The 13,703-nt window shown below is 69.6% G+C and carries 6 protein-coding genes; 4 read left to right on the top strand and 2 right to left on the bottom strand.

The genetic code is table 11. The annotated features are described in order from the left end of the window. Position 1: 1 nt before the first annotated feature. Positions 2-694 (bottom strand): TetR/AcrR family transcriptional regulator, encoded by a 693-nt coding sequence (locus tag NF4_RS01880; RefSeq protein ID WP_063125559.1) that lies wholly within the window; start codon positions 692-694, stop codon positions 2-4. Beyond that, the gene (locus tag NF4_RS01875) at positions 691-2,970 is read right to left on the bottom strand and encodes an MMPL family transporter (protein WP_063125558.1); all 2,280 of its coding nucleotides are present in this window, start codon (positions 2,968-2,970) and stop codon (positions 691-693) included. The genes NF4_RS01880 and NF4_RS01875 overlap by 4 nt, the downstream gene beginning before the upstream one ends. A 140-nt stretch (positions 2,971-3,110) precedes the next feature. On the opposite strand from NF4_RS01875, the gene NF4_RS01870 reads away from it, so the two are divergent. The 4 genes from NF4_RS01870 to NF4_RS01855 all read left to right on the top strand — a co-directional run bounded on the left by NF4_RS01870 (position 3,111) and on the right by NF4_RS01855 (position 13,701). Then, the gene (locus NF4_RS01870; protein WP_063125557.1) at positions 3,111-5,678 is read left to right on the top strand and encodes a DNA polymerase III subunit gamma and tau; all 2,568 of its coding nucleotides are present in this window, start codon (positions 3,111-3,113) and stop codon (positions 5,676-5,678) included. A gap of 297 nt (positions 5,679-5,975) precedes the next feature. After that, a complete protein-coding gene (locus NF4_RS01865; protein ID WP_063125556.1) occupies positions 5,976-7,187 on the top strand; it encodes an acetyl-CoA C-acetyltransferase in 1,212 nt (403 codons plus the stop codon). Between the two features lie 45 nt (positions 7,188-7,232). Continuing rightward, positions 7,233-9,383, top strand: a complete 2,151-nt coding sequence (locus NF4_RS01860) for a 3-hydroxyacyl-CoA dehydrogenase NAD-binding domain-containing protein (protein ID WP_063125555.1) — start codon at positions 7,233-7,235, stop codon at positions 9,381-9,383. Positions 9,384-10,035: 652 nt separating this feature from the next. Next, complete coding sequence (locus tag NF4_RS01855) at positions 10,036-13,701, top strand: serine/threonine-protein kinase (RefSeq protein WP_063125728.1); 3,666 nt, start codon at positions 10,036-10,038, stop codon at positions 13,699-13,701. Positions 13,702-13,703 lie beyond the last annotated feature (2 nt).

Below are 13,703 nucleotides of genomic sequence, written 5' to 3'. Positions count from 1 at the left end.
ATCAGTCGGAGGAATCCGGTTCGCGTATCCGTGCGCGGAGGTCCATCACCCACCGGGTCATTTCGGCGGGAGACTTGCCCGGGCCCATCAGTTCGGTGAGCACATGTCCGAAACATGCCGCGTCGAGCACTCTTTCGGCGACGGCCATCGGATCGCCCCAGGGTAGATAGGGTTTCGCGAGCAGCAGGGAGGCGATGCCGTGCGCCGCCGCCCACAGTTCGAGCACCAGCGGGGTGGGATCCGCGCGGTCGATGAGGCCGTCGGACATGGCCGCTTCGACCGTTGCGGCGAAGTACCGGAACGCGCCACTGGTCAGCACCATGTCCACCGCGCCCTGATGGGTGGTCGGGATGGTCGCCAGCCGGTACTGCTCGGGATGGTCCAGGGCGAACCGTACGTAGGCGAGGCCGAGCCGGTGCAGGCGCAGCGCCGGCGGGTCCGCCGGATCCACCGCCGCCCGCATCGCGGTGTTCAGCGCTTCGAAGACCTCGGCCACCGCCGCGTCGATCAGCGCGTCCTTGTCGGCGAAGTGGCGATAGATGGAGGGCGCGCTCACCCCCACCACACCCGCGACCGCGCGGATCGATACCGCGCCGACGTCGCCGGTGCGCTCGAGCAGCTCCCGGGTGGCGGTGATGATCTCCTCGCGTAGCCGGCTTCCGTGCCCGCGCGGGGAGCGTGGCCGTCCGGTCATACGCGCACCGGTGGTTCGGCGGTGGCTCCCGGCGCGTCCACGGGCTCCTCGCTGAACCCGATCCGGTCGTGCAGCCGGGCCAGCGGTTTCGGCGCCCACCAGTTGAGCGGGCCCATCAGTTTCATCAGCGCCGGAACGAGCAGGGCCCGGATGAGCGTGGCGTCGGCGAGCACGGTCAGGGTCAGACCGAGGCCCATCAGCTGGATGAACGACACCTTGGAGGTGGTGAGGGCGCCGATCACGATGGCCATCAGCACGGCCGCGGCGGTGAAGATACGCCCGGTGCGGGCCACTCCGACCGCGACGGCTTCGGTGTTGGCCTCCGCTGCCGACTCCGTGCCGCCGTGCCCGGCTCGCCGGCGCAGCCATTCCTCCCGGATCCGCGAGAGCAGGAACACCTCGTAGTCCATGGACAGCCCGAATGCCAGGCAGAACATGAGGATCGGCATGGTCGGCACCAGGTAGCCGACGGCGGTGAAGCCGAGCAGCCCCTGCAGATGGCCGTCCTGGAAGATCCACACCATGGCGCCGAACGCGGCGGTCAGCGAGAGGGTGTTCAGCAGCAGCGCCTTGAGCGGCAGGATCAGGCTGCCGGTGAACAGGAACAGCACCACGAAGGTGGACAGCACGATGAGCAGACCGGCCAGCGGCAGCCGATCGGCCAGTGCGTCGAGTGAGTCCTCGTTCACCGCGGCGGAGCCGCCGAACAGGGCCGGGGTGGGTGGGTCGATCGCCCGCAACGCGTCCAACTGTTCCGCGCCGGCCGGGGAGAACGGGTCGACTGTGCTGTTGACGGTCAAGTACGTGCCGGTGTCGTTCGTCATACCCGGCGGCGTGGCGGCGAGCCGGTTCCCGGAGACGTACACGCCGGCGCTGGACAGCACTCCGGTGATGTTGTCGACCTCGGACAACCGGGCGGCGTATGCACCGACCCCGCGTTCGTCGCGATAGCCGTCCAGCACGATCGTGGTGTTGCCGCCGGGATCGGCGCGCGGGAACTCCGCCCGGATCTCGTCGCCCACCTGCCGGCTGGCCGCCGAAGCGGGCAGCACTCGCTCGTCGGGGTAGCCGAATTTCACCGAGAGGAACGGCGAGCCGAGCGCCAGCATGAGCGCCACGATCACCACGGAGACCGGGACCGCGGCCCGCATGACCCGCTTGACCAGGCGGTACCAGCCGGTCTGCTCCGGCACCATGGCACCCAGCGGCTTCGGTTCGCGGCCGAACAGGCGCAGGATGGGCGCCCGTAGGTCGAGCGCGTTGACCCGGTGCCCGAGCAATACAAGCGCAGCGGGCAGCACCACGATCGACGCGACGGCGGCCGCGATCACCACCGCGACGCCGGAGTAGGCGAACGAGCGCAGGAAGTACAGGTCGAACACGAGCATCGCCGACAGCGACAACGCCACGGTGATCGCGGAGAAGAGCACGGTGCGACCGGCGGTCTGCAAGGCCCGGACGGTGGCCGCGCGCGGGTCGCGACCGGCCGCGAGTTCCTCCCGGAACCGGCTGACGATGAACAGGCTGTAGTCGATGGCCAGGGCCAGACCCAGCGCGGTGGTGAGGTTCATCGCGTAGATGGAGACGTCGGTGAACAGGGTGAACAGCTTGAGGATCGCCAGCGTGGCGGCGATCGCGAACAGCCCGACCAGCAGCGGCAGCGAGGCGGCGATCAGGCTGCCGAAGACGAGGACGAGCACCACCAGGGTGAGCGGGATCGCCGCGGTCTCGGCGACGGCCAGATCGTGCGTGATCTGGTCGTTTACCTCGTGGAATGTCGCCGCGGTACCGCCGGCCCGGACGGTCACCCCGTCGGCCGTTCCGGTGATCTGCTCGCCGAGTTCACCGGCGGATTTCTGGATCTGGGTCTCGTCGCCCGCGAAATTGACCGCGATGAGCCCGGATTCGCCGTCGGTGCTGCGCAGCACACTCGCGACCGCCGGTGACGGCGCGGTCCAGTACGACTGGACACTGTCGGTGTCCGGGTGGGCCCGCACGATATCGATCACCTGCAGGGCGCGGGCCCGCACCGGCTCCGCGTCGACCCCGTCCGGCGATTCGACGAGAAGGATGTAGTTGGGCGCGGCGCCGTCGAAGTTGTCGGTGAGCTGCTGGGCGGCGCGGACGGATTCGGCGTCGGCGGAGACGAATCCGCCGGATTTCAGCCCGGCGGCCGCGGTGGCCCCGAAGATTCCGCACAGCAGTGCGACGGCGAGTGCGCCGAGCAGTATCGTGCGCGGGAATCGGGTGGTGAACTGCGCAACGCGGATCAACATGTGGTGGCCCCCGAATCAGTAAGTTAGTGGCGTTAGCGTAACGCTGTTAACTCGAGGAGGGAACAGGCGAGCCGGACTGCGTGGTGGGCGGGTACCCACGCCGGGTGCGCGTTGTCGGTCTCCGCCGGTAACCTCTGGCCGTGGCTCTGTACCGGAAGTACCGACCGGCAACGTTCGCTGACGTGGTGGGCCAGGAGCATGTCACCGACCCGCTGTGTATCGCGCTCGACACCGGCCGGATCAGTCATGCCTATCTCTTCTCGGGGCCGCGCGGCTGCGGTAAGACCTCGTCGGCCCGGATCCTTGCCCGCTCGCTGAACTGCGTGCAGGGCCCCACCTCCACGCCGTGCGGCACCTGCGCCTCCTGTGTATCGCTGGCCCCGGGTGGTGGGGGCAATCTCGACGTGATCGAACTGGACGCCGCCAGCCACGGTGGTGTCGACGACACCCGCGAACTACGCGACCGGGCCTTCTACGCGCCCGCCGAATCCCGCTACCGGGTGTTCATCATCGATGAGGCACATATGGTCACCACGGCCGGGTTCAACGCGCTGCTGAAGATCGTCGAGGAACCGCCGGCCCATCTGATCTTCGTCTTCGCCACCACCGAGCCGGACAAGGTGCTACCGACCATCCGCTCGCGCACCCACCACTACCCCTTCCGGCTGCTGCCCCCCGCCACCATGCGCGGCCTGCTCGGCGGCATCTGCGAGCAGGAACAGGTAGCCGTGGAAGAAGCGGTGTACCCGTTGGTGATCCGCGCGGGCGGCGGCTCCCCGCGCGACAGCTTGAGCGTGCTCGACCAGTTGCTCGCCGGCGCCGGGTCCGAGGGCGTCACCTATTCGCGCGCCGTCGCACTGCTGGGGGTGACCGATGTGGCGCTGATCGACGACGCGGTCGACGCGCTGGCAGCCGGGGACGGCGCCGCCCTGTTCGGCACCGTCGACCGGGTGATGGAGGCCGGGCACGATCCGCGCCGGTTCGCGGTGGACCTGCTCGAGCGGCTGCGCGACCTGATCCTGCTGCAGGCCGTACCCGACGCCACCGAACGTGGACTCGTCGCCGCGCCCGCCGACCTGCTGGACCGGATGCGCGAGCAGGCTGCCCGGCTCGGGCCCGCGGCCCTCACGCGCTACGCCGAACTCCTGCACGCCGGGCTGGGCGAGATGCGAGGGGCCACGGCGCCGCGGCTGCTGCTCGAGGTCGTCTGCTCACGGATGCTGCTGCCCGCCGCGGACCAATCCGAGTCCGCGACCCTGCAGCGGCTGGAACAGCTGGAACGGCGGGTCGCCGCCGGTGTGGTCGCGGCCCCGGGCGCCCCGCCCGCGGGCGGGGCGCCGGCGCCCGGTCCCACCGAGGCCGCCCCGGCACCCGCCCGGCCGGCCGCCGCGTCCGACCCGTCCCGCCGCCGGGGGGCCGAAGCCCTGGCCGCCCTGCGGGAGTCCAGGACCGGGCGGTCGCCGGAACACGCGGCTACCGCCGAGCCAGCGGCGGCCGGAGCGGCGGATGCGACGCGCCCCGCGCCGGACCGGGACGGTCCGGACCAGGAGATATCACCTGCCCCCGCGGCGCCGGTGGATGCGGTCGACGGGGGCTCGGTGGAGCCGGGGCGTCCCGAATCCGGCGTCCGTGCGGCCGAGACGGCGCCGTCCGGTCCCGCACCGGCCGCGGCGCCGTTGAAACCGGACCCGGTTCCCGGGTCGGCCTCGACCGTTCCCGGCGCGCACACTTCGCGCGGTACGCGTTCGACGCAGGCCGAGAGCTCGGCGAGCGCGGAGACCGCTGCCCGTCCGCCGGTGGGTGGGCAACCCGCCGACCGCGGGACGGGCTCCGATATCGCGCCCGCGGCGGCCGGACCTGCTGCCGAACCGGACCCGGCGGCCGGATCCGGCGCCGATCCGATCGGGCCGGCCGGACCCGAGACCGCCGCGACCCCGGCCGATCCGGAGTTGCTGGCCGCTGTGGAGGCCGCCTGGCCGGAGATCAAGCTCAAGGTCAAGGAGTTCGGGCCGACCATCGGCGCGATGCTCACCTCGGGGGCGTCGGTGGCCGGGGTCCAGGACGGTGAGATCGTGCTGGCCCACCATGCCGCGCTGGTCCAGCGGCTTTCGCAGTCGCAGCCGCTGTCGGCGGTCCGGTCGGCGGTGAGCGCCGTACTCGGCCGGGAACATCCGGTGCGCTGGGTCGTCACCGGTCAGCAGGTCTCGCGGGGCCCCGGTGGCCGTGAGCGGGGCGGACGCCGGACCGGTGACTCGGAGTCGGGTGATTCCGACGGTGGTCGCCGAGGGGGTCCGCAGCGCCCGGCGCCGAGCCGGGCCGGCGCGGAGGCGCCGGATGAACCCCGCCGGGCCGACAGCGACGGGGGGCCGCAAGCCGCTCCCGCCGGTAGTGGATCGGCGAATGGGGCGCGGGCCGGCGCCGAACCGGCTCGCCGGCCGCGGTTCTCGCGGCCGAGCCAGGCCAAGGCCGGGGCTGCGGCGGCGAGTCCCTACGACGACATCCCGCCACCCGACTACCCGGACCTGCCCGACGATCCGGGTGATCACGGTTACGCACCGCGCAGCGTGCCCGCGTCCACTCCGGAGGAGGAGCAGGAGATGCTGGCGGAGTCGGCACAGCCGGTCGCGCCGGGTGATCGGCGCGACCCGGACGAGGTCGCGCTGCGGCTACTGGCCAGTGAGCTGGGCGCCACCCCGTTGAACGGTTGACAAGCACCGTCTCGACCACGTTAAGTTAACCGGAGTTCGCATCCGGCGGTACTATGGGCGGGTAGCTGCGGACTTCGGCGAGACGAGGTTCTATGGTGGGCCGTGAGGTACGGGCTGCTCGGTACCGCCTCGGCGACCCGTGCCGTGGTTTGTACAGCGTATGCCCGGGCGGGTGACCGGCCCGTCAGCGCTGCTCAACTGAATACGGACGGTCGGTCGAACGGCCGGTCGGCGAGGTAACTCGCGTCCGCTCCGCCTGGTGCGGGTGGGCGTATTCCTACGAAGGGACATTCCGATATGACCACAGAGGCCTACATTTACGAGGCCATCCGCACCCCGCGCGGCCGCAACAAGAAGGGGTCGCTGCACTCGGTCAAGCCGATCGATCTGACCACCGGGCTGGTGCAGGAGCTGCGCAACCGCTTCCCGAACCTCGACGAGGACCGGATCTCCGACCTCATCCTCGGTGTCGTCTCCCCGGTCGGTGACCAGGGTTCCGATATCGCCCGCACCACCGTGCTGACCGCCGGACTGCCGCAGACCGTCGGCGGTGTGCAGATCAACCGCTTCTGTGCCTCCGGCCTGGAAGCCGTGAACATGGCCGCCCAGAAGGTGCGCTCCGGCTTCGAGGACCTGGTCCTGGCCGGCGGTGTCGAGTCCATGTCCCGCGTGCCCATGGGCTCCGACGGTGGCGCCTGGATGCTCGATCCGGCCACCAACTACGACACCTACGTCGTACCGCAGGGCATCAGCGCCGACCTCATCGCCACCATCGAGGGTTTCTCCCGCGAGGATGTCGACGCCTACGCCGTGCGCTCGCAGGATCTGGCCGCCAAGGCGACCACCGGCGGCTACTTCGCCAAGTCGATCGTCCCGGTCAAGGACATCAACGGCCTGACCGTCCTGGACAACGACGAGCACATGCGGCCCGGCACCACCCTGGAGGACCTGGCCAAGCTGAACCCGTCCTTCGCCGGTATCGGTGAGATGGGCGGCTTCGACGCGGTGGCGCTGCAGAAGTACCACTTCGTGGAGAAGATCGACCACGTCCACCACGGCGGCAACAGCTCCGGCATCGTCGACGGTGCCGCGCTGGTCCTGGTCGGCACCGAAGAGGCCGGTAAGGCCTCGGGCCTGACCCCGCGTGCCCGTATCGTCGCCACCGCCACCAGCGGTGCGGACAGCACCATCATGCTCACCGGCCCCACCCCGGCGTCGCAGAAGGTACTGGCCAAGGCCGGTCTGACCGTCGACGACATCGACCTGTTCGAGATCAACGAAGCCTTCGCCTCGGTGGTGCTGAAGTTCCAGAAGGATCTGCAGATCCCGGACGAGAAGCTCAACGTCAACGGTGGCGCCATCGCCATGGGCCACCCGCTCGGTGCCACCGGCGCCATGATCACCGGCACCATGGTCGACGAGCTGGAGCGTCGCAACGCCCGCTACGCCCTGATCACGCTGTGCATCGGCGGCGGCATGGGTGTGGCCACCATCATCGAGCGCGTCTGACGCGACCCAACCGAGTCTGATATTTCCCGAGGAGACAGAAAAACCGTGAGCGAAGCCAACATGATCGGTTGGGAGAAGGATTCGGACGGCATCGTCGTGTTGACGATGGACGACCCGAACCAGGGCGCCAACACCATGAACGACCTCTACAAGAAGTCGATGACCGCGACGGTCGAGCGGCTCGAGGCCGAGAAGGACGACATCACCGGTGTCGTGCTGACCTCCGCGAAGAAGACCTTCTTCGCGGGCGGCGACCTGAAGAACATGATGAAGGTCGGACCGGACAACGGGCCCGAACTGATGGCCGAACTGACCGAGATCAAGTCGGCGCTGCGCCGCCTGGAGACCCTCGGCAAGCCGGTCGTGGCCGCCATCAACGGTGCCGCGCTCGGCGGTGGCCTCGAGATCGCGCTTGCGACCCACCACCGGATCGCGGCCGATGTCCCCGGCTCCCAGATCGGCCTGCCCGAGGCCACTCTGGGTCTGCTGCCCGCCGGTGGCGGCATCATCCGCACCGTGCGCATGCTCGGCCTGCAGAACGCGCTCATGGGCGTGCTGCTGCAGGGCCAGCGCAACAAGCCGGCCAAGGCCAAGGAGATCGGCCTGGTCGACGAGCTGGTCGGTTCGATCGAGGAACTGGTACCCGCCGCCAAGGCGTGGATCAAGGCCAATCCCGAGGGCGGCGTCCAGCCGTGGGACAAGAAGGGCTTCAAGATCCCCGGCGGCACGCCCGCCAGCCCCTCGTTCGCCGCGACCCTGCCGGCGTTCCCGGCCAACCTGCGCAAGCAGCTCAAGGGCGCCAATATGCCCGCCCCGCGCGCCATCATGGCCGCGGCGGTCGAGGGCTCGCAGGTCGATATCGACAACGCGTCGCTGATCGAATCGCGTTACTTCGTGCACCTGCTCACCGGGCCGGTCGCCAAGAACATGATCCAGGCGTTCTTCTTCGACCTGCAGACCATCAACAACGGTGGTTCGCGTCCCAAGGACGTGCCGAAGAAGGAGATCAAGAAGGTCGGCGTGCTCGGCGCGGGCATGATGGGCGCCGGAATCGCCTACGTGTCGGCGAAGGCCGGCTACGAGGTCGTGCTCAAGGACGTCACCATCGAGGCGGCCGAGCGCGGCAAGAACTACTCGGAGAAGATCGAGGCCAAGGCGCTGTCCCGGGGCAAGACCACCGAGGAGAAGTCCAAGGCGCTGCTCGACCGGATCAAGCCGACCGCCGATGTGGCCGACTTCGCCGGGGTCGACTTCGTGATCGAAGCCGTCTTCGAGAGCACCGAGCTCAAGCACAAGGTCTTCCAGGAGATCGAGGACATCGTCACTCCCGACGCGCTCCTCGGCTCCAACACCTCGACCCTGCCGATCACCGGCCTGGCCGAGGGCGTGAAGCGCCAGGAAGACTTCATCGGCATCCACTTCTTCTCGCCGGTCGACAAAATGCCGCTGGTGGAGATCATCAAGGGTGAGCGGACCTCCGACGAGGCCCTGGCCCGGGTGTTCGACTACACCCTCGCCATCAAGAAGACCCCGATCGTGGTCAACGACAGCCGCGGCTTCTTCACCTCCCGCGTGATCGGCACCTTCGTCAACGAGGCGATCGCCATGCTGGGCGAGGGCATCGAGCCCGCGACCATCGAGCAGGCCGGTTCGCAGGCGGGCTACCCGGCGCCGCCGCTGCAGCTGACCGACGAGCTGAACATGAAGCTCATGCAGAAGATCGCGCGGGAAACCGAAGCGGCAGCCAAGGCCGGCGACGCCGCCATGGGCACCGAACGGCACCCGGCCATCGACGTGGTGGACTACATGGTCGAGCAGGGCCGTCCGGGTCGCCTGGAGAAGGCCGGTTTCTACGAGTACGACGAGAACGGCAAGCGGCTCAACATCTGGCCGCAGCTGCGTGAGCACTTCAAGACCACCGCCGGTTTCGACGTGCCGCTGCAGGACCTGATCGACCGCATGCTGTTCGCCGAGGCCATCGAAACCCAGAAGTGTTTCGACGAAGGTGTTCTCGAGTCCACCGCGGACGCCAATATCGGCTCCATCTTCGGTATCGGGTTCCCGGCCTGGACCGGTGGTGTGCACCAGTACATCGTCGGCTACCCCGGCGGCCAGGAGGCCTTCGTGGCCCGGGCCGACGAGCTGGCGAAGAAGTACGGCAGGCGCTTCGAGGTTCCGGCTTCGCTGCGCAAGTAGGCTCCGGGGCGGCCGGCCCGGGTGGCCGGTCGCGCTGAACCGTTCGGCACAACCCGTCGCACCGCAGGTGCGGCGGGTTGTGTTGTTTCCACCCGGAGCCGGGCGGCCGCGGCGTCGGGCTGCGTCCGTTACCGCATCGGAACAGATCCGGAATATCGGGTCGGACCAGCTGTCCGCGCCCGCGCGCAATATCGGAATACTGTGGATGCCTGGGGATAATTGCACCCCTCCCGCGCAGGTGGCCACGGCGGGTCGGCCCGCGAGGGCGCTGTTCGCGGCCGGGCGCCGAACCCGGTCGACGGCCCGGCGGAGGCGCACCGGCTCCCCGGAACAGGACACGCGAGTCGCGTGAACCACCCATCGGGGTATCGGGCGCGCTACGTTGGAAGTGAGGACCGGAACGGTTGTCGCGGCGGGATGCGCCACCGCAGCCGATTCGTTACGAGTGCGAGGTGGTGAGATGACTCCACGAACGCGTTCGGGCCCCGGGGGCCGCGAATCGGATACCTCCTACGCCGCTCCCGACGCCGGTGGGCCGGCGGACACCGGTGCCCCCGAGGATCTCGCTGCTCCGCAGGAGGCCGAAGCCGCCCGATCCGATCCGGCATCGGAAGACCCCGGCGCGGCGCGGAGTGTTTCGCCCGAACCCACCATGGGGGTCGCCGACCTCGCGGACGCCGACCCGGATGAGACGGAAAGAATAGCCGAGGAACTCGCGGACCTCGGATTCACCGAAGCCCACGAGGTCGGGCGCGGTGGCTTCGGGATCGTGTACCGGTGTGTACAGCGGGCCCTGGACCGCGTGGTCGCGGTGAAGGTGCTCTCCTCCGATCTCGATCCCGAGAGCCGGGAGCGGTTCCTGCGTGAGGAACACGCCATGGGCCGACTGTCCGGGCATCCGAATATCGTCGACATCCTGCAGGTCGATGTGACCGCCGGCGGACTGCCGTTCATCGTGATGCCGTTCGCCACGCACGGGTCGCTGGAACGGCTCCTCCACGAGACGGGCCCGCTGAGCTGGGCCGATACCCTGCGGGTCGGGGTGAAACTGGCCGGTGCCATCGAGAGCGCGCATCGGACGCGGATCCTGCACCGGGATGTGAAGCCGGCCAATGTGCTGCTCAGCTCCTACGGTGAGCCGCAGCTCACCGATTTCGGGATCGCCCGGATGCCGGGGGGCTTCCGCACGTCGAGCAGCCAGATCACCGGTTCGCCTGCCTTCACCGCCCCCGAAGTCCTCAAGGGCGCCGACCCCACCGTCCGCTCCGATGTGTACGGGCTCGGCGCGACCCTTTTCGCCCTGCTCACCGGCCATGCCGCGTTCGAGAGGCAGGCGGGGGAGCGGGTGGTCGCGCAATTCCTCCGCATCACCACCCAACCGGTGCCGGATCTGCGGGAGCAGGACATTCCCGCCGATGTGGCCGCGGTGATCGAACAGGCCATGGCCCAGGAACCGGAGGAACGGCCGGCGTCGGCCTACGAGTTCGGTGAGATGCTGCGCGCGGTACAGGTCGCACACGACCAGGTCCCCGACGAGATGGCGCTGCTGGATCCCGAGGTCACGGCGGTCGATGCCGCGCCGCCCGCCCACGACCGGGTGCCGGCGGTGACCGCGCGACGCAGCTGGCCACTACTGCCGCCGACACTCGCGGGCCGCAAGAGCGCCGACGCCGCCGGGCCCGGCGCGTTCGGTGTCCCCGGAACGCGCAAGTCCGGGCCGGGGTCGGGCCCGCACAGCAGCGCATCGGGTCGTCTCGGCGGCTCCGGCCATGCGCTGGAACATTCACCGGCCACGCTGCCGCCCAGTCCGGCCACCAAGTTCCGCCCGGCCACCCCGCCCCGGGAACCGGTGCGCCGGCCGCGTTTGCTGAACATTCTGCGCGAAGGTGTCGGCCGCCGGCTCACCGTGATCCACGCGCCCACCGGTTTCGGTAAGAGCGTGCTGGCCGCGCAGTGGCGCGACGAACTCGCCGGACTCGATATCCCGGTCGCCTGGATAGGCATCGACAGCCGTGACGACAACGAGGTCTGGTTCCTGGCCCATCTGATCGAGGCCGTCAACCGGATCCGGCCCGAGATCGGTACCGGGCTGTGCCAGATGCTCGAGGAGCGACCCGCCGATACCGTCGCGTTCGCGATATCGAGCCTGATCGACGAACTGCACACCAGCGGGAAGCCGGTGGTCGTGATCATCGACGACTGGCACCGGCTCACCGATCCGGGCGCCTTACGGGTGTTGTCGTCACTCCTCGACAGCGGCTGCCATCATCTGCGGTTCGTGGTGACCACCCGTGACCCCTCCGACCTGCCGATGGGCCGGATGCGGATGAACGACGAGCTGGTGCAGGTGGATTCCGAGCAACTGCGCCTGACCCGCGCCGAGATCGGCGAGATCCTGGTGCGGCGCAACGGTTTCCCGCTCGATAGCGGCCAGCTCGACCGTGTGTACGCCGCCACCGACGGCTGGCCCGCCGCGATCCAGCTGATCGGCCTCGCGCTGCGCGACGACCCGGACCCCGGGGATCTGCTGAATCGTATGTCCGAAGGCGGGCACGGTATCCGCGAGTACCTCGCCGAGAACGTGCTGGACTCCTTGGAACCGGAGATGCTGGACTTCCTGTCCGATCTCTCGGTGATCGAGCATGCGAACGGATCCCTGGCCACCGCTGTCACCGATAGCGACGAGGCCCCGCGCCTGCTCGAGCAGGCCGAGCGACGGGAACTGTTCGTGCGCCGCACCGACGAGGATCCCGAGTGGTACCGGATGCAGCCGCTGTTCGCCGAATACCTGCGGGCGCGCCTGGAGCGGACCCGGCCGGGCCGGATGAAGACGCTGCACCGGCGGGCCGCGCGCTGGTTCGCCGAACACCAGCTGCTGCGCCGGGCGGTGGATCATTCGCTGGCCGGCACCGACTTCAAAACCGCGCTCGACCTGCTGGAGAACGGCGGGATGGACCTGATCGACGGTTCGCGGGTGGCGACGCTGCTCGGGTCGGTCTCGAAACTGCCCGTGCAGCAGGTCGCTTCGCGGTCGAAACTGCTGATGGCAGTGGCCCGCGCGAATGTGAATCTGCAGCAATCCACCGCGGCGCGCTCGGCCCTCAACCGGCTGTCCAATGTGCTGTCCCGGAGTCCGGAGGACGACAGCGAGGTACGCACCCAGCGTTGCCAGGCCGCGGTGCTCGCCGCCTCCGACGAGATCTCCCACGACCGCACCGCCGGTGTGCTCGAGCAGGTCGCCGAATCACTGAAGCATCCCGACGAGCTTCCGGCGTGGACGGTGGCGACCGCGGCGAATATCAGCGCCTACGTCCGGCTCTGTGAATTCGACTACCCGGCCGCGGCGGCCACGCTGGAGTGGGCGCGGCCGTATCAGGAGCGGTCCCGCGAACCGCTCGGTGAGATCTTCGCTTGGTGCGGCCGCGGACTCCTCGCCTACGAACAACTCGATATCCCGGCCGCGCTGAGCGCTTACCGGCACGCCTATGAAATCGCGCAGACCCGGTCCGGGCCACGCTCACACGGCGTGCGGGCGGTCGCCGGGCTCCTCGGTGAACTGGTATACCGGCGCGGTGACCTGAGCGCCGCCGAGGAACTGTTCGACGAGAGCTACCAGCTGGTCGCGCGGATCGGTCCGATCGAATCGCTGATCGCCACCATTGTGACGGGCGCCCGGGTGAAGGCGCTGCACGGCGATCTCACAGCGGCGGCGGTGCGCCTGGCCGAGGGATCGCGGATCGCCGCCGATCATCAGCTGTCCCGGCTGGCCGCCCATATCCGGGCCGAGCAGATCCGGCTGGGCATAGTGCAGCCGGGTCCGGGCGATCGGCCGGAGGCCGCGGACAGCACCGCGCGCGGCCTGGCGAGATTGTCCGGGCGTGACCGTGGCCCCGGCCCCGACGGTGCGCCGACCGTGCTGAACATCGAAGCCGGCGAGGTCACCGTGATCCGCGCCCTGCTCGAATCCGACGACCGGCAGGAGCATGAGCGCGCGGCCCGCCATGCCCGTGCACTCTACGGGCGTACCGGCGAACAACAGCGACCGCGAGCCCAGCTCGATATGTCACTGCTGCTCGCCGAATGCCTGGCCACCGCGGGCTGGGTCGGCGAGTCGGCGGCCCTGCTGGCGCCGGCGGTCTCCACCTGCGCCGACCTCGGCTGGACCCGGCCGCTCCTGGATGCCGGGCCCGCGGTCCGCGAGATCCTGCGTGTGGTGCGCGACGACCTGCCGGTCACCACGCCGGACGGAACGGACACGGTCCGCACCCTCGGTGAGATCCGTGTCCCGATCCGTTTCCTCGACGAACTGCTCAGCTGAGC

The sequence above is a fragment of the Nocardia fusca NBRC 14340 genome (assembly GCF_001618425.1).
Lineage (GTDB): Bacteria > Actinomycetota > Actinomycetes > Mycobacteriales > Mycobacteriaceae > Nocardia > Nocardia fusca.
This window is presented reverse-complemented; position numbering and strand designations above follow the sequence as displayed.